Raw genomic sequence first — 19,897 nt, 5'->3', positions numbered from 1 at the left:
GGACGGCAGGGCGGGCGGACGGCTGTGCGGGGTGCGGGCCCCCGCCGGGGCGCGGGAGTAGGGTGCCAGTGCCGCCGGAGGGTGCGCCGGCGAACCCGCGGAAAAGGAGCGTATGGCATGACATGGCGGTGGCGTTACGAGAACGCGCATGGCGGTGAGGTGACAGACCGCCCGTTGCCGCGAGAGGTGTTCCCGAGCCAGGCCGACGCGGAGTCCTGGCTCGGCGAGAACTGGCGTGAGCTGCTCGAGTCCGGTGTCGAGCAGGTCGCCCTGCTCGACGAGGACCGTGTCGAATACCAGGGGATGTCCCTGCGCGCGGAGTGACGGCCGCGCGTCCATGGAGATCACGAGCTGTGAGACGCGAGACCCCTCGAGCCGGTGGTCATGGCTCGAGGGGTCTCGTGTGCCAGGGGCCTCGCGTGCGGGATCCCGCCGGCCGCCGCACGCGGACGAACGTTCAGGTACGGGTCAGGGGCGCTTGGCGGGGCTGACGGTCTTGCCGGGGTCGCGCTCGACGACGGAGCCGAGGACGTCGTCGATCTGCTTGAGCACCTCGGCGTCCAGCTTGACGCCGGCCGCCTTCACGTTGTCGCGCACCTGCTCGGGGCGGGAGGCGCCGATGATCGCGCTGGACACGTTCGGGTTCTGCAGCACCCAGGCGACGGCGAGCTGCGCCATGCTGAGCCCGAGGTCGGCCGCGATCGGCTTGAGGTTCTGGACGCGGGTGAGCACGTCGTCGTTCATGAACCGGGCGATCATGCCGCTGCCGCTCGGGTCGGTGGCGCGGGAGCCCTCCGGGGGCTGCTGGCCGGGCAGGTACTTGCCGGTGAGCACGCCCTGCGCGATCGGCGACCAGACGATCTGGCCGATGCCCTCACGCTCGGACAGCGGCACGATCTCGGCCTCGATGACCCGCCACAGCGCGGAGTACTGCGGCTGGTTGGACACGATCCGGTCGAAGCCCATCTCGTCGGCGATCTTCAGCGCCCGGGCGATCTGGTCGGCGGTCCACTCGCTGACGCCGATGTAGAGGACCTTGCCCTGCCGTACGAGGTCGTCGAACGTCTTCAGGGTCTCTTCGAGCGGCGTCTCGGCGTCGAACCGGTGCGCCTGGTAGAGGTCGACGTAGTCGGTCTGGAGGCGGCGCAGGGAGCCGTTGATCGACTCGGTGATGTGCTTGCGGGACAGGCCACGGTCGTTCTGGCCCGGTCCGGTGGGCCAGTAGACCTTGGTGAAGATCTCCAGCGACTCGCGGCGCACGCCCTTCAGCGCCCGGCCGAGGACCTCCTCGGCCTTGGTGCCGGCGTAGACGTCGGCGGTGTCGAACGTGGTGACCCCCTCGTCGAGGGCGGCCTGCACACACTGCTTGGCGGCCTCCTCCTCGACCTGGGAGCCATGGGTGAGCCAGTTACCGTAGCTGATCTCGCTGACCTTGAGACCGCTGCGGCCGAGGTGACGGAATTCCATACACCCGACCCTAGGCGGTCACGTGATGTGACCGGATTCGGGATAGGGTGCGCGACGTGCTGAAGCTCGTACGGACGGCGCTGACTGCGGCGATCCTGACCGCGATCGCCGTACGGCTGCGCCGCCGGTCGCACCGGGAGACGGCCGGTGAAACGGCAGGTGGTACGGCAGGTCAGGCGTCTGGTCACGCGACTTCTGAAGCGAGGGGTCCCGGCCGGGACGCCGGGACGGGCCTGTCGGCTCGCGGCGCACGGCCGGCGGGGCGGGTCACGCCGCTCGTGCTCGGCGCCGGCGCGATCGTGGCGGTGGCGCTCGTGGTCGCAACGGCGCTCGTGACGCCCGCCGCCACGACGGTCCCAGCCACGACGGTCCCGGCCACGACGGCGCCCGTCATGCCCGCGGCCGCCACACCGCCACCGGCTCCCTCGGCGTCCGCGACCCCCGCCGGCGCGTCCCCGAGCGCCGACCCGGAGACGCCGCTGAGCCTCGGCTGCCGTCGCCGGTCGCGTCCCGTGGTGGTACGGCCGATCGACCCGCGTGTGCGGCGCGCCGTCAACCGCCAGTGGGGGCGCGTCGAGCGGTGGCTGAGGCGGAACGCGCCGCGGACCTACGCGACGCTCGGGGCCCGGAGCAGACCGAGGACGCTCGCGTTCGCGGAGGCGTACATGGGCATGGAGTTCCCGGACGCCCTGCGCGCCTCCCTGCTGCGCCACAACGGGGCGGCGTCTTTCGGGTTCTTCGGCGAGCAGTTGTACGCGGTCCGGCAGATCCGCGGCGTCTGGCGCGACCACTGCCGCGAGGGCGGCCGGGGCGGCGAGTTGATCCCGGTGGCGTCGCGGGGAGAGCGGGTGCTGTTCGTCTCGGGCGAGGGTTCCGGCGCCCTCGGCCAGATCGTCGGGACCGGCGAGGAGTCGCGGACCTCCGAGCCCGCCGGCCCGAAGGTCAGGTCGTACTACGCCCTGCTGAAGGCCACGGCCGACGCCCTGGAGCGGGGCCGGCTGGGAGAGTGGCGGCCCCGCGTCGTGGACGGCTCGCTCGTCTGGGGCCGGCGGTAGGAGAGCGGACCAGCGGCAGGAGGCCGGACCGGAGGGCGGCGTTACTTCCTGGGTGTCACCGGCTTGCCGCCCGGCCGCACCGTGGGCGGCGGGAAGCGGAGCTTGCGGATCTGCAGCGCGCGCATCGCCGCGTAGAACCCGACGCCGCGCATGCTCTCGTTCGGCAGCTTCTCGGCCGCCACCCGCTTGACCCGCCACGCCACGTAGATCGAGGTGGCCACGACGCCGATCATCATGACCGGCCAGCCGATCGTGATGACGTAGCCCAGGATCAGGCCCCGGACGTCGGGCGGCCACGGGATCCACGTCGCCAGCAGGATCACCAGCGAGAACGGCAGGAAGTACTGGCTCGGCAGCCGCCGCGCGTCGACCCAGTCGCGGGCGAACTTGCGGGCCGGGCCCTTGTCACGCGCCGGGAGGAAACGCTCCTCTCCCGCCAGCATGCCCTTACGGGCCCGCTCGCGCTCCGCGGCCTGCTTGGCCCGCATCTGCCGGTAGGCCTCCTTGCGATCCTTCGGAGCGCTGACCGGCTGGCGCCGCCTGCCTTCGGCGTCTCGGCGCTTGGGTGTGGGACGACCCTTGCCCTGAGGCTTAGGATCGTCAACGGGGACGGGAGTGTCGTCCACGGAGGTTTGGGAACGGCGTCGCAACACGACGTCAACCCTACCTGGACTGCAACTTAGTGACGCCCTCGTGCGTTATGCGTAGGGTAATCCCAGGGCGGCTGCGCTGCACTGGGTGACCACCAGCACGACCTAAGAAGGGGACGGCCGACGCGCATGAGCGTGATGAAGAGACTTTCGATGATCTTCAAGTCCAAGGCCAACAAGGCCCTGGACAAGATGGAGGATCCGCGCGAGACCCTCGACTACTCCTACCAGCGGCAGCTGGAGCTGCTGCAGAAGGTGCGCAGGGGCGTGGCCGACGTCGCCACCTCCCGCAAGCGGGTCGAGCTGCAGATCAACGGTCTGGAGCAGCAGGCCAGGCGGTATGAGGAGCAGGGCCGCAAGGCGCTGTCCGTCGGCCGCGAGGACCTCGCCCGCACGGCGCTGGAGCGCCGGGCCGGCCTGCAGACGCAGATGGCGGACCTGAAGGTCCAGCACGACAACCTGCAGGCCGAGGAGGAGAAGCTCACGCTGGCCTCCCAGCGGCTGCAGGCCAAGGTGGACTCCTTCCGCACCAAGAAGGAGACCATCAAGGCGACCTACACCGCCGCCGAGGCGCAGACGCGCATCAACGAGGCGTTCTCCGGCATCTCCGAGGAGATGGGCGACGTCGGCCTGGCGATCCAGCGGGCCGAGGACAAGACCGCGCAGATGCAGGCTCGCGCCGGCGCCATCGACGAGCTGCTGGCCAGCGGCGCGCTCGACGACTTCAGCGGCACCCGCGGCGACGACATCCAGGCCGAGCTCGACCGCATGGGCGGCGGCATGGACGTGGAGCTGGAGCTGGCCCGCATGAAGGCCGAGCTCGGCCAGGGCCCCGCGCCGCAGAGCGCGATCGAGCAGGGACGCCAGCAGCAGCAGGCGCAGCCCCAGCCGCAGCAGCAGGGCCAGCCCCAGCAGCACACGCAGCAGCTGCGTCAGCCGGGGGAGGGCGCATGATCGTCAGAATCATGGGCGAGGGCCAGATCGAGATCTCGCCGTCCGACATCACCCTGCTCAACGAGCTGGACAGCGAGCTTGAGTCGGCGATCGAGTCCGGCGACGAGGCCGCTTTCCGCGTCAAGCTCCACGCGCTCCTCGACAAGGTGCGCCACGTGGGCAAGGCGCTTCCCGACGACAGCCTTGAGCCGTCAGAGCTGATCCTTCCCCCCGCGGATGCCTCGATCGAGGAGGTCCGGGAGATGCTGGGCGATCAGGGCCTGATCCCGGGCTGACCCCGTGCGCACGCGGTTCGCGTCCGATCGTGGCCTGACCGGCCGGATGGTCGTGACGATGTTCCTGCTCGGGCTGCTCTACGTGGTATTCGTCGGCGCCCTGGTTGCCCTGGGGGTGCGGGCGCTGACGGTGCTGCTGGTCGCGGGCGGCCTGCTGCTGGTGCAGTACTTCCTGTCCGACCGCATCGCGTTGTACGGGATGGGCGGGCGCGAGGTGTCGCCGCGGGAGGCTCCCGAGCTGCACGGCCTGATCGACCGGTTGTGCGCCATGGCGGACATGCCCAAGCCCAGGGTGGCCATCGCGGATTCGGACGTCCCCAACGCGTTCGCCACCGGCCGCAACCAGAAGCACGCCGTCGTCTGCGTGACGACGGGCATCCTGCGCCGCCTGGACGCGCGGGAGCTCGAGGGAGTGCTGGCCCACGAGCTCTCGCACGTCGCCCACCGCGACGTCGCCGTCATGACGATCGCCTCGTTCCTCGGAGTCGTCGCGGGGCTCATGACGCGCTTCGCCCTCTACAGCGGGCTGGGCACGCGCCGCTCCGACAACCAGGGCGGCCTGCCGATCGGGCTGATCGTCATGCTGGTCTCCATCCTCGTGTACGCCGTGAGCTTCCTGCTGACCCGGGCCCTGTCGCGCTACCGCGAGCTGTCCGCGGACCGGGCCGGCGCCCTGCTCACGCAGCGGCCCTCGGTGCTGGCCAGCGCCCTTGTGAAGATCAGCGGGGAGATGGCCAGGATCCCCACGCGCGACCTGCGTGAGGCGGCGCCGTTCAACGCCTTCTACTTCGCCCCGGCCGCCGCGCCGGGCGCGACGCTGGCGAACATCTTCTCCACCCACCCGTCGCTCGACCGTCGCCTCCGGCAGCTCTCGGAGATCTCCGACCAGCTCGGGCGGGGATGAGCGTGGGCTGGCTGGACGCCCTCCTGGGCCGCTCGAAACCGGTCAGACCGAACCTCGACGCGCTGTTCGCGCTGCCGTCCGCCGCCGTGACCCTGGAGGCCGCCACCGGGCTGACGCCGACCGGGCTGGGCTCGGTGGCGTTCCGCGCCGCGGAGGGAGGCGCGTTCGCGGAGGCGGAGCGGGACGCCAAGGCGCTGCTCGGCGAGCGGGTCGAGGAGTCGGACGACGGCTACGGCTACACGTGGCTCCTGGTGCGCCGCCCGCCCGAGGCGTCCGGTGACCTGGTGACGGAGCTGCACGCGGTCAACTCCACGCTGGAGGGCGCCGGGTTCGGCCCGTCGCTGCTGTGCTCGCTCGTGTCGTTCGCCGGGCCGGACGGGCGGCGGCTGGCGGTCGTGTACCTGTACAAACGCGGCACCTTCTACCCGTTCGCGCCCCTGCCCGGTCAGCGGCGCGACAACGCGCTCGAACTCCAGGCGCGGGGGGTGCTCGCGACCGACCTCCCGCTGGAGTCCGACCTCGCCCGCTGGTTCCCGGTATGGGGCGCCCCGGGGCTCTGAACACGGAGAGTGGTCTAATTGTCGCGTGGAGCGACAATTGTCGGTATTTGCGGCTTCTGCCTTCATCGTGGCCGCCGTGCTCGCCAGCGCCTGGGTGACCGGGCAGTTCACCACCCCGGCCCTGGGCGGCGCCGCCGGCTACGTGAGCGAGCTGGCCGCCCGCGACCAGCCGTGGACGCGCCTGTTCCGGGCCACCGACGCGCTGGCGGGCCTGGCCTGCCTGCTCGGCGTGGCCCTCGCGCCCCGGACGGACGGTGAGGGGGCGGGCTGGCTGCTGCTGGCCGTCTTCGCCGTGCTGACGATCGCCGGTGCCGCGTTGCCGCTGGACTGCGCGGTGCTGAGCGACCCGTCGTGCGCGCACCGGGCGCGGTCGCTGGCCCATCACGTCCACGCCGTGGCCGGGGTGCCGTCCGCGGCGTGCGGGGTGGCCGCCATGGTGCTGCTGAGCCTGCGCTGGCACACCTGGCCGGCCGCGCTGCTGGCGGGCGCGTCCCTGGGGGCCTCCGTCCTCACGGCCGCCGCCGGCGTCCTGGTCGTCCCGTTCCTCGTTCTGGCCCCCGGCGCGGCCCCGGCCGCCCTCACGCTCGCCTCCGGCGCCGCGAGCGCCCTCACGCTCGCCCCCGGCGCGGCTCCGGCAGTCCTGGGGCTTCCGCCCGGCGCGGGGGTCGTGCAGCGCGTCCAGGTCGCGCTCCTCGCGGGCTGGCTCGTGTACGCGGGGCTCAGGCTGCTCCTGTCCGCCCCGCCGGGCCAGGCGCCGGAGGCCGGACCCGCACCGGGGTACGGGACCGGCGCGGGGCCCGCCGTGATCCTCACCTCCGGTCTCGGCGGCGCGTGGCTGTCATGGGAGCGGCTGGCGGGCGCGCCGGCGCGCGGGCGCAGGGTGATCCGCTTCGACCGCCCCGGACTGGGTGCCGCCCCCGCCTCCCCGGTGCCGCCCACCCTGTACGGCGAGGCGGCCCGCCTGGCGGCGCTCGCCCCCGCGCACCCCGAGCGCGTCACGGTCGTCGCCCAGGGACAGGCAGCCTGGCACGCGGAGGCGTTCGCCCGGCTGCACCCGCTGCGGGTGGCCGGGCTGGTCCTCGTGGACCCGGCCCCCGTGGCGCCGGGCGCGCGGGGCCCGTCGGAGCCGGTCCGGGAGGCGGCCCGCTGGCTGCCCGCCCTGGGCGGCACGTGGGGCGCCGAGGCCCTCGCCGAGCTGGCCGCCCCGGTCCTGGCCCGCCTGTACGCCCCGGTCTCGCCCGTCCGGCCGGGGGCCGGCGGGCTGGGGAGGACGGCGGCCGCGGTGGCGGGGGAGTGGCTGGCCCGCCGCGACATGGCCGCCGGGCTGCGCCGCCTGCGCGCCGGGCGACCCATGCCGGCCGTCCCGGTCGTCGTGGTCAGCACGAGCCGGCGGCGCTCCCGCGGCGAGCGGGTGGCCGCCCCGCTGCGGGCCGAGCTGGTCCGCGTCCCGCGGCGGGTCCTGCTCCGGGACCCGGCCGCGCTGACGACCCTGGCATGACTCCCGGGCGGCCAGCAGAATGGCGGGAAGGACGGCACACCCGGAACCGCGCACGTCCACGCAGGAAGAACACGTCCACGCAGGACGAACACGTCCACGCGAAGAGGAACACGTCCACGAAGGCCCGTCCGCGTAACACGTCCACGAAGGGGTGCGGGTGACCACCGAACACGAGCAGATCGCGGTCGCCGGTGAGGGATCCGCGGCCGCCGCGCCCGACGTCATGCGGCTGAGCGCCGGCGTCGAGGTGCGCGGCGCCTCGGCCGCGCAGGCGTTCGCCGCCGTCCGGTCCGCCGCCGCCCGGCTGGAGGCCGCCCTGCGCGGGGCCGGCGTCGCCGGGGAGGACCTGCGGACGAGCGAGCTGTCTCTCGGCCCCGAGTACGAGGCCTACCCCAGGGTGTCCGGGTACCGGGCGGCCCAGGGGGTCGAGGCGGTGGTGCGCGACCTGGCCGTTGCCGACCGGGTCGTCGACGCCGTCGCGGGGGTGGGGGAGGAGGCGCGGCTCGGCGGCGTGTCCTTCGAGCTGTCCGACCCGTCCGGGGCGCTGGCGCAGGCCCGGGAGCGGGCGTTCCGCGACGCCGCCGCCAAGGCGGCCGAGTACGCCCGGCTGGCCGGGAGGCCCCTCGGCCGGGTCGTGTCGGTCACCGAGGAGACGAGGGGCGGCCCCCAGCCGATGGCGTTCGCCGCCATGGCGGCCGAGGACCGCTCGTCGGTCAGCCCCGGGCGCCAGACCTTGTCGGTCGGCGTCCGGGTGGTCTACGCGTTCGGCGACGCCGTCCCCGTCACCCCGGGTTCCGGCGGCCGCTAGGGCAGGGCCAGCATGCGGTCGAGGGCGACCCGTGCCCAGTGCGCGGTGTCCGCGTCCACCGTGATCTGGTTGACCACCTCGCCCAGCGCCAGCGACTCCAGCGCCCACACCAGGTGCGGCAGGTCGATGCGGTTCATGGTGGAGCAGTAGCAGACCGTCCGGTCCAGGAACGAGACGTTCTTGTCCGGGAACATCCCGGCGAGCCGCTTGACGAGGTTCAGCTCGGTGCCGATCGCCCAGCTCGACCCGGCGGGCGCCGCCTCCAGCGTCCTGATGATGTGCTCGGTGGAGCCGACGTGGTCGGCCTTGAGCACCACCTCGTGCCGGCACTCCGGGTGGACGAGCACGTTCACGCCCGGCACGCGCCGCCGTACGTCGTCGACGGAGTCGGCCGTGAAGCGGCCGTGCACCGAGCAGTGGCCCTTCCAGAGGATCATCCTGGCGCGCTGGAGCTGCTCGCGCGTCAGGCCCCCGTTGGGGCGGTGCGGGTTCCACACCACGCAGTCGTCCAGCGACATGCCCATCTCCAGCACGGCCGTGTTGCGGCCGAGGTGCTGGTCGGGCAGGAACAGCACCTTGCCGCGCTGCCCGAACGCCCACTCCAGCGCGCGGCGCGCGTTGGAGGAGGTGCAGACCGCGCCGCCGTTGCGCCCGCAGAACGCCTTGATGTCCGCGCTGGAGTTCATGTACGTGACGGGGATCACCTCGCCGGCCAGGCCCGCGTCCTCCAGCGCCTCCCAGCACTCCTCGACCTGGTCGAACGTGGCCATGTCGGCCATCGAGCACCCGGCGGCGAGGTCCGGGAGGATCACCTTCTGGGCGTCTCCGGTGAGGATGTCGGCCGACTCGGCCATGAAGTGCACGCCGCAGAAGACGATGTACTCGGCCTCAGGCCGGGCGGCGGCCTGCTGCGCCAGCTTGAAGGAGTCACCCGTCACGTCGGCGAACTGGATGACCTCGTCGCGCTGGTAGTGGTGGCCCAGCACGAACAGCCGGTCGCCCAGCGCCTCCTTGGCCTTGCGCGCCCGCTCCACCAGGCCGGGGTCGGAGGCGGGCGGGAGCTCGCCCGGGCAGTCCACCCCCCGCTCGGAGTGCGGATCGGCGTCCCTGCCGAGGACGAAGAGCGGCAGACCAGTCTGGGTGGCCATGGCCACACCCCCTTATCGTCGGACTGACGATACTGATGATGGCACACGGCCCGCGATGGTCGCGTCCCGGGTGGGTAGGGAGTGGAAGGAACCAGGGGGAGGCAGGGGAATGCCGGGCATGCCCCAGGTGTTGGTAGCGTCTGAGTAGGACGTCAGAAAGAGACAGCCGGGTTAGGGAGTCAGCAGATGACGGTTGAGAGCAGCGAGACCACGACGCAGGGCCTGATCCTGACTGACGCGGCCGCCGCCAAGGTCAAGAGCCTGCTCGAGCAGCAGGGCGAGGAAGGCCTGCAGCTGCGCGTGGCCGTGCAGCCGGGCGGCTGCTCCGGCCTGCGCTACCAGCTCTTCTTCGACGACCGCTCGATGGACGGCGACGTGGTCACCGACTTCGGCGGCGTGAGCGTCGTGACCGACAGGATGAGCGCCCCGTACCTCATGGGCGCGTCCATCGACTTCGTCGACACGATCGAGAAGCAGGGCTTCACCATCGACAACCCCAACGCCACCGGTTCGTGCGCGTGCGGCGACTCCTTCAACTAGTCGTCTGACGGGTAGTCACCGACACGGTCCCGCTCGCCTTTGTGCGTGCGGGACCTTCGCGTATTCTCGGGGGGCTCATTTGGCTTGCTGACAACGAGGAAGAAGAATCCCGTGCGCATCGCCGTCACCGGCTCCATCGCGACCGACCAACTGATGACGTTCCCCGGAAGCTTCGGCGACCAGCTCATCGCCGAGCAGCTCGACCGGGTGTCACTCTCGTTCCTGGTCGACGACCTGCAGATCCGTCGCGGCGGATGCGCGGCGAACATCGCCTTCGGCATGGGCTGCCTGGGCCTGAAGCCGGTCCTGGTGGGCGCTGTCGGCAACGACTTCGCCGACTACCACTCCTGGCTGGAGCGCCACGGCGTCGACTGCGGCTCGGTGCACGTCTCCGAGACCCGCCACACGGCCCGTTTCCTGTGCACCACCGACGAGCACCACAACCAGATCGCCTCCTTCTACACCGGGGCGATGGCCGAGGCGCGGCTCATCGAGCTGCAGCCGGTCGCCGCCCGGGTGGGCGGCCTCGACCTCGTGCTGGTCAGCCCCAACGACCCCGACGCGATGCTGCGCCACACCGACGAGTGCCGCCAGCGCGGGATCCCGTTCGCCGCCGACCCGTCCCAGCAGCTCGCGCGCATGGCCGACGACCAGATCCGCGACCTCGTCGACGGCGCCGCCTACCTGTTCTCCAACGACTACGAGAAGGGGCTCATCGAGCAGAAGACCGGCTGGTCCGACGAGGAGATCCTGTCCCGCGTCGGCGTCCGCGTCACCACGCTCGGCCCCAAGGGCGCGGTCATCGACCGCCACGGCGAGCCGCCCATCCACATCGCACCGGCCCCGGAGCGGGGCAAGGCCGACCCGACGGGCGTCGGGGACGCCTTCCGCGCCGGCTTCCTGGCCGGCCTGGCCTGGGGCGTGTCGCTGGAGCGCTGCGGCCAGATCGGCAACCTGACGGCCACCCACGTGCTGGAGAACGTCGGCGGCCAGGAGTACGAGCTGGGCCAGAAGGTCTTCCTGGAGCGCTTCGCCGCCGCCTACGGTGCCGAGGCCGCCGACGAGGTCGGCGCCCACGTGCGCTGCCATCACCCCTAGGCGCCCCGGTCCGAGGTCGATGCCGCGCGGACGGACCCGCGAAGCCGAGCACACCGCCGGCTCGCGGGTCCCCGGTCCTGGTGTCAGCCGTGCGCGTAGACGCGGTGGACGAACTCCGCGAGCTGGGCGTCCGGCAGGTGCCTGGCCAGGTCGGCCTCGCTGATCATGCCCACCACGTGGTCGTCCTCGACCACCGGCAGCCGCTTGATCCGGTGCTCCTCCATGCGCGACAGCGCCTCCGCCAGCGGGGCGTCGGGCGTCACCGCCACCAGGTCCGCCGTCAGGTCGCCGGCCCGCACCTGCGCGGGGTCGCGGCCCTCGGCCACGCACTTGATCACGATGTCGCGGTCGGTGATGATCCCGATGACCCGCCCGTCGGAGTCGCAGACGGGCAGCGCCCCGATGTTGCCGTTGCGCATGAGCTGCGCGGCCCGGTCGAGTGACTCGTGGGCCGGCAGGCACTCGGCGCCCGGGTTCATCACGTCGCGTGCGGTCTCGTGCGGGTGTCCTTCGGTCATCTCTCCCCCTTGAGCGGTCGGTGAGCCGTCTCCGGCCCGCACTGGCCCTACCCATATCGGGTCACAAGCCACATGCAACGACCACGGGGGCCGGGGGTCAGTAGTTGCGCCGGACGTGGATCGACCAGCCGCCGCCCGGCAGCTCGTACGAGCCGACGTGGCGGTGCGACTTGAGGCGGCACCAGGCCGGCACGTCCGCGTAGGCGGCCGGGTCGTCGGCCAGGACGGCCACCACGGAGTTCAGCGGCACATGGTTGATCTGCTCGGCGAGCATGATGATCGGGATCGGGCACTTCTTCCCGAGTGCGTCGATCGTCAGTGCCGGCGTGGTGACCTCGGTCATGCGACTCCTGCGTCGTGGCGGATCCGGCGCACCAGCTCGGGCAGCACGGCGAGGAACCTGTCGACCTCGTCCGCGGTTGCGCCCCTGGGCAGGGAGACCCGCACGTTGCCATGGGTGAGCACGCCCATCGCTTCCAGGACGTGCGATGGACGAAGCGTACTAGCGGTGCAGGAGCTGCCGGACGAGACGGCGAACCCCGCCTTGTCGAGCTCGCCGAGGAGCACCTCGCCGTCCACGTACAGGCAGGAGAACGTCACGATGTGCGGCGCCCGCTCGACCGGCTCGCCGATCACCTCGACGTCCGGGACGATCTTCGGGACCGTCTCCCTGATCCGCCCGACCAGCTCCGACAGGCGCCGCTGCTCCACGGCGGCCTCCTCGGCCATGGCGCGCAGCGCCGCCGCGGCGGCCACGGCCGCCGGCACGTTCTCGAAGCCCGGCACGCGGCGGCGCTCCCGCTCGTCCTCCGGCAGGAACGAGCGGAACCTCGTGCCCTTGCGCACGGCCAGCACGCCCACCCCGGCCGGGCCGCCCCACTTGTGGGCGCTGGCCGTCAGCACCGACCACCCCGCGGGAACCGGCAGCCGGCCGGCGGTCTGCGCCGCGTCGACCAGCAGCGGGACCCCGAACCGCCGGCACGCCTCGGCGGCCTCGGCCACCGGCTGCAGCGTGCCCACCTCGTGGTTGGCGGTCTGCAGGCACGCCAGCGCGGTGCCCTCCCGCGCCACGGCGGCCTCGAAGGCGGCCGGGTCGACCCGGCCGGTCAGGCTCACGCCGACCGTCTCCACCGTGCCGCCGTCGCGTTCGTGCAGCTGGGCGGCGTGGAGCACGCTGGAGTGCTCCACCGCGGCCGTGACGAGGTGGCGTCCGGCCCTGCGCCTGCCGTGTAGGGTGCCGAGGACGCCGAGATGCACGGCCTGCGTGCCCGAAGAGGTGAACGACACCTCGTCGGGACGCGCGCCCAGCACCTCGGCCACCTCCGAGCGTGCCTGCTCCAGCAGCAGATGCGCCCGGCGGGCCTGGGTGTACGGCCTCGCGGGGTCGGCCCAGCCGACGTCGATCGCCGCCAGGAGCGCCTCGCGCCCCCGGGGGTGCAGCGGCTCGGTCGAGGCCGCGTCGAAGTACGCCACGTGACCATCGTCCCACCCGCGCCGACCCGCTCGCGGCCGGCTCCCGGCCGCCCGGCCGTCTCCGGCAGGAGACACCGGGCCCCATCAGGGGCGCGCCATCCGAGGGGGCGCGCGGGAGGGCGGGGCCCTTGCACGCTAATGTGTCTGCAATCAGCTGTGCATTTGGAAATACGAGCGCCCAAGAGTGACTCTTGGGCTTCATCTGTGGGGTAGGCGATCCGTGAGTCCGACTCGCCGTTCGACACGGCGTTCGTTGGCCCGGCGCGGGGTGCCGCGCGCCGCCGCTTTGGCGTTGCTGCTGGCCACCGTGACGGCGTGTGCTAATGACGTTCCCAAGGCCGACTGGTCTCGTGGCCTCCTTCCGACGAGCATCACCACCCAGGGTGACACCATCACCAATCTGTGGAACGGCGCCTGGATCGCCGCGCTCGCCACGGGTGTCGTCGTCATCGTCCTGATCGTGTGGGCGTGCATCTTCCACACCCGGCGACGGGCCAAGGCAGAGCTGCCTCCGCAGGTTCGCTACAACCTGCCGATCGAGATCTTCTACACCCTGGTGCCGCTCGTCATGGTGTCGGTGTTCTTCTTCTTCACCGCCCGTGACACCCGCGACCTGCAGGCCCTGCCGGGCAATCCGGACGTCCAGGTCAAGGTCGAGGCGTTCCAGTGGAGCTGGCGCTTCACCACGACGGTCGGCGGCAAGACGCTCAAGCCCGTCACCGGCCAGCCGGTCAGCGACTACCACCAGGGTCCCCAGCTCGTCCTGCCCGTGAACAAGCGCGTGGAGTTCGACCTGAACTCCCCGGACGTCATCCACTCCTTCTGGGTGCCGGCGTTCCTGTTCAAGCGTGACGTGATCCCCGGCCTCCTGGAGAACGACAAGGGCCGGAAGTTCGAGATCACCACGCTGAACAAGCCCGGCGTCTACGCCGGCCGCTGCGCCGAGCTGTGCGGTGTGGACCACAGCCGCATGCTGTTCAACGTCAAGCTCGTTCCGCAGGCCGAGTACGACCAGTACATCGCGACCCAGACTGGGAGCGCCCAGTGACCGCCATCCAAGAGCCCCTCCGGACGACGGCAAGGCCCACACCCAAGGGCCGGATCATCGCCAAGTGGCTGTCCTCCACCGACCACAAGATCATCGGTCACCTGTACCTGATCACGTCGTTCATCTTCTTCCTCATCGGCGGCGTCATGGCGCTGGTGATGCGGGCGGAGCTGGCGCAGCCGGGTCTGCAGTTCACCAGCAACGAGCAGTTCAACCAGCTGTTCACCATGCACGGCACGATCATGCTGCTGATGTTCGCGACGCCGCTGTTCGCCGGCTTCGCCAACGAGCTGATGCCGCTGCAGATCGGCGCCCCCGACGTCGCCTTCCCGCGCCTCAACATGGTGAGCTACTGGCTCTACCTGTTCGGCAGCACCATCGCCGTGTCGGGCTTCTTCACCCCCAACGGCGCCGCCTCCTTCGGCTGGTTCGCCTACACCCCGCTGTCCAGCGTGGTCTACTCGCCCGGCATGGGCGGCGACCTGTGGATCATGGGTCTGGCGCTGTCGGGCCTCGGCACCATCCTCGGCGCGGTCAACTTCATCACCACGATCATCTGCATGCGCGCTCCGGGCATGACGATGTTCCGCATGCCGATCTTCACCTGGAACATCCTGCTGACCAGCATGCTCGTGCTCATGGCGTTCCCGGTGCTGGCCGCCGCGCTGCTCGCCCTGGAGGCCGACCGCAAGCTCGGCACCCACATCTTCGACTCGGCCAACGCCGGGCCGATCCTGTGGCAGCACCTGTTCTGGTTCTTCGGCCATCCCGAGGTGTACATCATCGCGCTGCCGTTCTTCGGCATCGTGACGGAGATCCTGCCGGTCTTCAGCCGCAAGCCGATCTTCGGTTACATCAGCCTGGTCGGGGCGACCATCGCGATCGCCGGTCTGTCGATCACGGTGTGGGCGCACCACATGTTCCCCACCGGACAGGTGCTATTGCCGTTCTTCTCGTTCATGACGTTCCTCATCGCGGTGCCGACGGGCGTGAAGTTCTTCAACTGGATCGGCACCATGTGGCGAGGCCATCTGAGCTTCGAGGCGCCGATGCTGTTCTCGATCGGCTTCCTCATCACCTTCCTGCTCGGCGGCCTGACCGGCGTCATCCTGGCCTCCCCGCCGCTGGACTTCCACATCAGTGACACCTACTTCGTGGTCGCGCACTTCCACTACGTGGTGTTCGGCACGGTGGTGTTCGCGATGTTCGCCGGCTTCTACTTCTGGTGGCCGAAGTTCACCGGCAAGATGCTCAACGACCGCCTCGGCAAGGTCCACTTCTGGCTGCTGTTCATCGGCTTCCACACGACCTTCCTCATCCAGCACTGGCTGGGCGTGGCGGGCTTCCCGCGCCGCTACGCCGACTACAGCCCGCTCGACGGCTTCACCGACCTCAACATGATCTCGTCGGTGGGCGCCTTCGTGCTCGGCGCGTCCACGCTCCCGTTCTTCTACAACGTGTGGAAGACCTGGCGCAGCGCTCCGAAGGTCACCGTGGACGACCCGTGGGGCTTCGGAGGCTCGCTCGAATGGGCGACCTCCTGCCCGCCGCCGCGGCACAACTTCACGTCGCTGCCGCGCATCCGCTCGGAGCGCCCGGCGTTCGACCTGCACTACCCGCACACGTCCGCCAAGTCCGCCCAGGAGGTCGAGGCCTGATGAAGGTCCAGGGTTGGCTGTTCCTGCTGTGCGGCGTCTTCTTCGCCGGAGTCGACGTCGCCTACTGGTTCTGGACGAAGGCCGCGACGGGCCACGGTGAGCCGGTCGGCACCACCGCCATGGCCATCTCGGTGGGCTTCGCGTTCATGATCGGCTACTACCTGATGTTCACCGCGCGGCGCATCGGCGCCCAGCCGGAGGACAACAAGCAGGCCGACATCAGCGACGGCGCGGGTGAGATCGGCTTCTTCAGCCCGAGCAGCTGGTGGCCGCTGTTCCTCTGCCTGGCGGCGGCCTTCGCCTTCGCCGGGTTCGTCGTCGGCCTCTGGATGTTCATGATCGGGATCTTCCTGGTCATCATGGCGATGATCGGCTTCGTGTTCCAGTACTACCGGGGCAACTTCTCGCACTGACGCGAGCCGTCGAAGCGGGTGTCCTCCTTGAGGGAGGGCGCCCGCTTTTTGATGATCTTTACCGCCACACAAAGTGGCGAATCCATCACTCAGGGTACAACGGGAGGCGAAGGGACCGAACGGGACGGGGGAGTACTCGTGGGGCGCTTCACGTATGGATCGGCCGGTCTGCTCGCTCTGTCACTGCTGACGGCGTGCACCGCCACCACCGCAACCAGACAAGCCGTCAAACCCGCCGCCGCCCCGGCCGTCTCGGTGGCCGTCATCCCCGGCGACCGGGCCAGGGACGTGCCGACCGAGGAGCCCGTCGTCGTGGCCGCCGACGCCGGCCGGCTCACCAGCGTCCACGTCAGCAGCGACCAGGGCCCCCTGCCCGGCGTCATCAGCGCGGACGGCACCCGCTGGCGCAGCAACCAGACCGCCAGACCGGGCACGAAGTACACGGTGCGGACCGTCGCCGTCAACGCCGACGGCAGGCGCAAGGAGTCCACCAGCACCTTCACCACGGTCAAGGCGGCCCAGACCTTCGACATCGAGTACATCACCCCGAACAGCAACGACACCGGCACCACGGTGGGCGTCGGCATGCCCATCATGATCACCTTCGACAAGCCGATCACCGACCGGGTCGCGATCGAGCGCAACCTCACCGTGCAGAGCTCCAAGCCCGTCCAGGGCGCGTGGCACTGGTTCGACGACCGGCACGTCGACTTCCGGCCGACCGAGTACTGGCCCGCCTACACCAAGGTCCGCCTGGACGCCCGGCTGGCCGGCGTGCGCGGCGGCGAGGGCATGTACGGCAAGCGCGACGTGCGGCTCGACTTCCGCATCGGCCGCGAGCAGATCACCCGCGGCACCACCCAGAACCACGTCCTGACCGTCAGGCGCGACGGCAAGGTGATCCGCACCATGCCGATGAGCGCGGGACAGGGCGGCGCGTGGAAGTTCTACACGACCTCCGGCATCCACCTGGCCATGTCCCGGGAGGCCGTGACGGTCATGACCTCGCCCGGCATCGGCCCCGGCGAGTCCGGCTACTACCAGCTCACGGTCTACGACACGGTCCGGATCTCCAACAGCGGCGAGTACGTGCACAGCGCGCCCTGGTCGGTGGGGGCGCAGGGCAACTCCAACGTCAGCCACGGCTGCGTGAACGTCAGCCCGGAGAACGCCAAGTGGTTCGTCGACAACACCCTGATCGGCGACCCGATCATCATCACGGGATCGCCGCGCGTGCTGGAGCCCACCAACGGCTGGGGGCACTGGCAGGAGAACTGGAAGGAATGGCTCAAGTGGAGCTCGATCAAGGACGGCCCCACCGTGGGGTTCTGACGAGCGCTCCGGCGGCGCCGCGCAGAGGCTCCGCGCGGCGCTGTGAGGGCTTCCTCGCGCCCGGTGTGCCGCGGATGGCCCAGAGGGCGTAAGGGCAGGCCATCGGCCGTGTACGGGCCGTACAGACGCGAACGCGGCCCGGGGCGTGCCGGCTGGTGAAGCCGTGGGCGTCCCGGGCCGCGTCCGGTCGCGTGGGCGCGCCGTCAGGCGGCGCGGCTCACCTCGACCCAGCGGTCGAGGGTCGCGGCGGCCCGGCCGGAGTCGACCGCCTGCGTCGCCCGCGCGTACGCGTCGATCATGGCCGAGTCGAGGTCGTCGCCGGGCCCGTCGAGGGCGACCAGCGCGGCGGCGGCGTTGAGCAGCACCGCGTCGCGCACCGGCCCCGTCACGCCGTGGACCAGGTCGCGCACCGCCTGGGCGTTGAACGTCACGTCGCCGCCCCGCAGCGCGGCCGCGTCGGCGCGCGGGATGCCCAGCACCGCCGGGTCGAACACCGTCTGCGTGGCGGCGCCGTCGCGGACCGTCCACACCGTCGAGGTGGTGGAGATCGTCAGCTCGTCGAGGCCGTCGTCGCCGCGGAACACCAGCGCCGACACGCCCCGCTCGGCGAAGACGCCCGCCAGCACCGGCAGCATGCCCGCGTCGTAGACGCCGATCGCCTGGGCCGCCGGCCGGGCCGGGTTGGTGAGCGGGCCGAGGAAGTTGAAGACCGTCGGGACGCCGATCTCCTTGCGCGGCGGACCGGCGAAGCGCAGCGCCGGGTGGTAGACGGGCGCGAAGCAGAAAGCGATGCCCGCCTCCCGCGCCACCCGGGCGGTCTGCTCGGGCGTGAGGTCGAGACGGATGCCCAGGTGCTCCAGGACGTCGGCGGCGCCGCACGAGGAGCTGGCGGCGCGGTTGCCGTGCTTGACCACGCGCGCGCCCGCGGCGGCGGCCACGATCGCCGCCATCGTGGAGACGTTGACCGTGTGGGCGCGGTCGCCGCCGGTGCCGACGACGTCGACCACCGGGCCCTCCACGCTCAGCGGCGTGGCCAGCTCCAGCATGGTGCGGGCCAGCCCGGCCACCTCCGCCACGGTCTCGCCCTTGGCCCGCAGCGCCACGGCGAAGCCGGCGATCTGCGCGGACGTCGCGGAGCCGGACATGATCTCTCTCATCGCCCACGCGGTCTCGTCGGCGGTGAGGTGCTCCCCGGAGAGGAGCGCCGACAGCAGGGCCGGCCAGGTGGTCCGGGCATCCACGGAGGGCACCTACTTAGCGTTGAGTCGGGTCGAGGAACGGCGGCGCATGAGGTCGGCGACGGTTTCGGCGACCACCAGGGGCTCCAGCGGCTGCGGGACGACGGCGTCGGCCTTGGACCACTCGGCCAGCCAGCGGTCGTCGCGCCTGGCGATGATCAGGCAGATCGGCGGGCAGTCGTAGACCTCGTCCTTGGCCTGCCGGCTCACGCCCATGCCGCCGGCCGGCTGGGTCTCGCCGTCGAGCACGGCGACGTCGATCTCGCCGGAGGCGAGCCACTGGTGGACCTTGGGCTCGGTGGCGCACTCGACGACCTCCACGAACGGCACGTCGGCGGCCGGACGGCGGCCGAGCGCCAGCCGCACCTCCTCGCGGGTGGTGGCGTCGTCGCTGTAGACGAGGACCTTCATGGTGTCGTCGGTGCTCACGGTCGCGCTCACTATCGGTCGAAGCGGTATATGGTCACCTGGGATCGTACCGGTGCGACGGCGTGCAATCCCAGGGAGCCGTCCCAGGCGCGTGATTTGCAGGAATCATCCCAGCTTGGTGGTCTCCGGACCCCCGCTAACGGGGGGTCGTGCGCCGGACCGACACCCGGAGCCGCAATAATGCTGCCCGTGGCGACAGCATCCGCAATAACTTCGACGACGACAGCACATCCGTCCCGCAGACCCAACCTGGTCAGCGTCGGGACGATCGTGTGGCTGTCCTCTGAGCTCATGTTCTTCGCGGCGCTGTTCGCGATGTACTTCACCATCCGGTCGGTGAGCGAGGGCCACGGCCTCGAATGGGGGCCTGCGCTGCTGCCGAAGGGCGCGACCGCCGAAGGCGCTCACCTGAACATCCCGTTCGCGACGGTCAACACGATCATCCTGGTGCTGTCGAGTGTGACGTGCCAGCTGGGCGTGTGGGCCGCTGAGAAGGGACAGGTCGGCAAGCTCCGCTTCTGGTACCTCGTCAGCTTCCTGATGGGCGCCGTGTTCGTCGGCGGTCAGCTGTACGAGTACGGCGAGCTGGCGAGCGAGGGCGCCACCCTGTCCGCCAACGCATTCACGTCGGTGTTCTACCTCACGACGGGCTTCCACGGCCTGCACGTGACCGGTGGCCTGATCGCGTTCCTGTTCATGCTGGGACGCACGTACGCCGCGAAGCGCTTCACGCATGAGCAGGCCACCAGCGCGATCGTCGTGTCCTACTACTGGCACTTCGTCGACGTCGTCTGGATCGGTCTTTTCGCGACCATCTACATCATTCGTTAA

Annotated in this window: 23 protein-coding genes; 15 read left to right on the top strand and 8 right to left on the bottom strand. The window is 71.1% G+C overall.

Going from position 1 to position 19,897, the window contains the following annotated elements; genetic code table 11:
• Positions 1-117: 117 nt before the first annotated feature.
• Complete coding sequence (locus tag MTP10_RS34840) at positions 118-324, top strand: hypothetical protein (RefSeq protein WP_310715103.1); 207 nt, start codon at positions 118-120, stop codon at positions 322-324.
• Positions 325-468: 144 nt separating this feature from the next.
• On the opposite strand, the gene MTP10_RS34835 is transcribed toward MTP10_RS34840, so the two are convergent.
• Entirely contained in the window at positions 469-1,467 is a 999-nt protein-coding gene (locus MTP10_RS34835; protein WP_310715101.1) for an aldo/keto reductase family protein, read from the bottom strand.
• A 56-nt stretch (positions 1,468-1,523) separates the two neighbouring features.
• Between MTP10_RS34835 and MTP10_RS34830 the strand changes: the two genes are divergently transcribed.
• A complete protein-coding gene (locus MTP10_RS34830; protein WP_310715099.1) occupies positions 1,524-2,522 on the top strand; it encodes a hypothetical protein in 999 nt (332 codons plus the stop codon).
• Between the two features lie 41 nt (positions 2,523-2,563).
• Here the strand turns inward: MTP10_RS34830 and MTP10_RS34825 are convergent, their stop codons facing one another.
• Complete coding sequence (locus MTP10_RS34825; protein WP_310715098.1) at positions 2,564-3,148, bottom strand: DUF3043 domain-containing protein; 585 nt, start codon at positions 3,146-3,148, stop codon at positions 2,564-2,566.
• Between the two features lie 153 nt (positions 3,149-3,301).
• On the opposite strand from MTP10_RS34825, the gene MTP10_RS34820 reads away from it, so the two are divergent.
• The 6 genes from MTP10_RS34820 (at position 3,302) to MTP10_RS34795 (ending at position 8,171) form a co-directional block, all read left to right on the top strand.
• Complete coding sequence (locus MTP10_RS34820; RefSeq protein WP_310715095.1) at positions 3,302-4,126, top strand: PspA/IM30 family protein; 825 nt, start codon at positions 3,302-3,304, stop codon at positions 4,124-4,126.
• On the top strand, positions 4,123-4,401 hold the full coding sequence (locus MTP10_RS34815; RefSeq protein ID WP_310715094.1) for a PspA-associated protein PspAA: 279 nt from the start codon (positions 4,123-4,125) through the stop codon (positions 4,399-4,401). Before MTP10_RS34820 ends, MTP10_RS34815 begins: the two co-directional genes overlap by 4 nt.
• Positions 4,402-4,405: 4 nt before the next feature.
• Positions 4,406-5,305 (top strand): zinc metalloprotease HtpX, encoded by a 900-nt coding sequence (gene htpX, locus MTP10_RS34810; RefSeq protein ID WP_310715093.1) that lies wholly within the window; start codon positions 4,406-4,408, stop codon positions 5,303-5,305.
• 2 nt (positions 5,306-5,307) lie between these two features.
• Positions 5,308-5,865, top strand: coding sequence for a PspA-associated protein PspAB (locus MTP10_RS34805; protein WP_310715092.1), 558 nt, complete (start codon positions 5,308-5,310; stop codon positions 5,863-5,865).
• 25 nt (positions 5,866-5,890) lie between these two features.
• Entirely contained in the window at positions 5,891-7,363 is a 1,473-nt protein-coding gene (locus MTP10_RS34800) for an alpha/beta fold hydrolase (protein WP_310715091.1), read from the top strand.
• A gap of 157 nt (positions 7,364-7,520) precedes the next feature.
• Positions 7,521-8,171 carry an SIMPL domain-containing protein gene (locus tag MTP10_RS34795; protein ID WP_310715090.1) on the top strand — a complete coding sequence of 217 codons (651 nt, stop codon included), beginning with the start codon at positions 7,521-7,523 and terminating at the stop codon, positions 8,169-8,171.
• On the opposite strand, the gene nadA is transcribed toward MTP10_RS34795, so the two are convergent.
• A complete protein-coding gene (gene nadA / locus MTP10_RS34790; RefSeq protein ID WP_310715088.1) occupies positions 8,168-9,319 on the bottom strand; it encodes a quinolinate synthase NadA in 1,152 nt (383 codons plus the stop codon). The genes MTP10_RS34795 and nadA overlap by 4 nt on opposite strands.
• A 186-nt stretch (positions 9,320-9,505) precedes the next feature.
• Here nadA and erpA point away from each other — a divergent pair, with 186 nt between their 5' ends.
• Together erpA and MTP10_RS34780 are read left to right on the top strand one after the other, a co-directional pair.
• Positions 9,506-9,859, top strand: a complete 354-nt coding sequence (gene erpA, locus MTP10_RS34785) for an iron-sulfur cluster insertion protein ErpA (protein WP_049566397.1) — start codon at positions 9,506-9,508, stop codon at positions 9,857-9,859.
• Positions 9,860-9,970: 111 nt separating this feature from the next.
• Positions 9,971-10,957 carry a carbohydrate kinase family protein gene (locus tag MTP10_RS34780; RefSeq protein ID WP_310715087.1) on the top strand — a complete coding sequence of 329 codons (987 nt, stop codon included), beginning with the start codon at positions 9,971-9,973 and terminating at the stop codon, positions 10,955-10,957.
• An 83-nt stretch (positions 10,958-11,040) separates the two neighbouring features.
• Here the strand turns inward: MTP10_RS34780 and MTP10_RS34775 are convergent, their stop codons facing one another.
• The 3 genes from MTP10_RS34775 to MTP10_RS34765 all read right to left on the bottom strand — a co-directional run bounded on the left by MTP10_RS34775 (position 11,041) and on the right by MTP10_RS34765 (position 12,948).
• The gene (locus tag MTP10_RS34775; RefSeq protein ID WP_310715085.1) at positions 11,041-11,475 is read right to left on the bottom strand and encodes a CBS domain-containing protein; all 435 of its coding nucleotides are present in this window, start codon (positions 11,473-11,475) and stop codon (positions 11,041-11,043) included.
• Positions 11,476-11,572: 97 nt separating this feature from the next.
• Complete coding sequence (locus tag MTP10_RS34770) at positions 11,573-11,818, bottom strand: sulfurtransferase TusA family protein (protein ID WP_310715084.1); 246 nt, start codon at positions 11,816-11,818, stop codon at positions 11,573-11,575.
• The gene (locus tag MTP10_RS34765) at positions 11,815-12,948 is read right to left on the bottom strand and encodes an aminotransferase class V-fold PLP-dependent enzyme (RefSeq protein ID WP_310715082.1); all 1,134 of its coding nucleotides are present in this window, start codon (positions 12,946-12,948) and stop codon (positions 11,815-11,817) included. Before MTP10_RS34765 ends, MTP10_RS34770 begins: the two co-directional genes overlap by 4 nt.
• 253 nt (positions 12,949-13,201) lie before the next feature.
• Here MTP10_RS34765 and MTP10_RS34760 point away from each other — a divergent pair, with 253 nt between their 5' ends.
• From MTP10_RS34760 to MTP10_RS34745, 4 genes are all read left to right on the top strand, one after another.
• Entirely contained in the window at positions 13,202-13,996 is a 795-nt protein-coding gene (locus MTP10_RS34760) for a cytochrome c oxidase subunit II (RefSeq protein WP_310715081.1), read from the top strand.
• Complete coding sequence (gene ctaD, locus MTP10_RS34755) at positions 13,993-15,654, top strand: cytochrome c oxidase subunit I (RefSeq protein WP_310715080.1); 1,662 nt, start codon at positions 13,993-13,995, stop codon at positions 15,652-15,654. Before MTP10_RS34760 ends, ctaD begins: the two co-directional genes overlap by 4 nt.
• Positions 15,654-16,067 carry a cytochrome c oxidase subunit 4 gene (locus tag MTP10_RS34750; RefSeq protein WP_310715079.1) on the top strand — a complete coding sequence of 138 codons (414 nt, stop codon included), beginning with the start codon at positions 15,654-15,656 and terminating at the stop codon, positions 16,065-16,067. The genes ctaD and MTP10_RS34750 overlap by 1 nt, the downstream gene beginning before the upstream one ends.
• A gap of 138 nt (positions 16,068-16,205) precedes the next feature.
• On the top strand, positions 16,206-17,399 hold the full coding sequence (locus MTP10_RS34745) for an Ig-like domain-containing protein (protein ID WP_310715077.1): 1,194 nt from the start codon (positions 16,206-16,208) through the stop codon (positions 17,397-17,399).
• Positions 17,400-17,602: 203 nt separating this feature from the next.
• Here the strand turns inward: MTP10_RS34745 and trpD are convergent, their stop codons facing one another.
• Both trpD and MTP10_RS34735 read right to left on the bottom strand, forming a co-directional pair.
• A complete protein-coding gene (trpD, locus tag MTP10_RS34740) occupies positions 17,603-18,640 on the bottom strand; it encodes an anthranilate phosphoribosyltransferase (RefSeq protein ID WP_310715075.1) in 1,038 nt (345 codons plus the stop codon).
• Positions 18,641-18,649: 9 nt separating this feature from the next.
• A complete protein-coding gene (locus tag MTP10_RS34735; protein WP_310715248.1) occupies positions 18,650-19,048 on the bottom strand; it encodes a hypothetical protein in 399 nt (132 codons plus the stop codon).
• Positions 19,049-19,246: 198 nt separating this feature from the next.
• On the opposite strand from MTP10_RS34735, the gene MTP10_RS34730 reads away from it, so the two are divergent.
• A complete protein-coding gene (locus MTP10_RS34730) occupies positions 19,247-19,897 on the top strand; it encodes a heme-copper oxidase subunit III (protein ID WP_310715074.1) in 651 nt (216 codons plus the stop codon).

It is taken from the genome of Nonomuraea sp. 3-1Str (assembly GCF_031570565.1).
In the GTDB taxonomy this organism is placed as follows: Bacteria; Actinomycetota; Actinomycetes; order Streptosporangiales; family Streptosporangiaceae; genus Nonomuraea.
This window is presented reverse-complemented; position numbering and strand designations above follow the sequence as displayed.

Excerpts from the sequence above, each read along its gene's own strand:
- MTP10_RS34835 (WP_310715101.1), bottom strand. The coding sequence starts at position 1,467 with ATGGAATTCCGTCACCTCGGCCGCAGCGGTCTCAAGGTCAGCGAGATC.
- MTP10_RS34840 (WP_310715103.1), top strand. The coding sequence starts at position 118 with ATGACATGGCGGTGGCGTTACGAGAACGCGCATGGCGGTGAGGTGACA.
- erpA (WP_049566397.1), top strand. The coding sequence starts at position 9,506 with ATGACGGTTGAGAGCAGCGAGACCACGACGCAGGGCCTGATCCTGACT.
- MTP10_RS34730 (WP_310715074.1), top strand. The coding sequence starts at position 19,247 with ATGCTGCCCGTGGCGACAGCATCCGCAATAACTTCGACGACGACAGCA.
- nadA (WP_310715088.1), bottom strand. The coding sequence starts at position 9,319 with ATGGCCACCCAGACTGGTCTGCCGCTCTTCGTCCTCGGCAGGGACGCC.
- MTP10_RS34815 (WP_310715094.1), top strand. The coding sequence starts at position 4,123 with ATGATCGTCAGAATCATGGGCGAGGGCCAGATCGAGATCTCGCCGTCC.
- MTP10_RS34750 (WP_310715079.1), top strand. The coding sequence starts at position 15,654 with ATGAAGGTCCAGGGTTGGCTGTTCCTGCTGTGCGGCGTCTTCTTCGCC.
- MTP10_RS34775 (WP_310715085.1), bottom strand. The coding sequence starts at position 11,475 with ATGACCGAAGGACACCCGCACGAGACCGCACGCGACGTGATGAACCCG.
- MTP10_RS34820 (WP_310715095.1), top strand. The coding sequence starts at position 3,302 with ATGAGCGTGATGAAGAGACTTTCGATGATCTTCAAGTCCAAGGCCAAC.
- MTP10_RS34770 (WP_310715084.1), bottom strand. The coding sequence starts at position 11,818 with ATGACCGAGGTCACCACGCCGGCACTGACGATCGACGCACTCGGGAAG.
- MTP10_RS34735 (WP_310715248.1), bottom strand. The coding sequence starts at position 19,048 with ATGAAGGTCCTCGTCTACAGCGACGACGCCACCACCCGCGAGGAGGTG.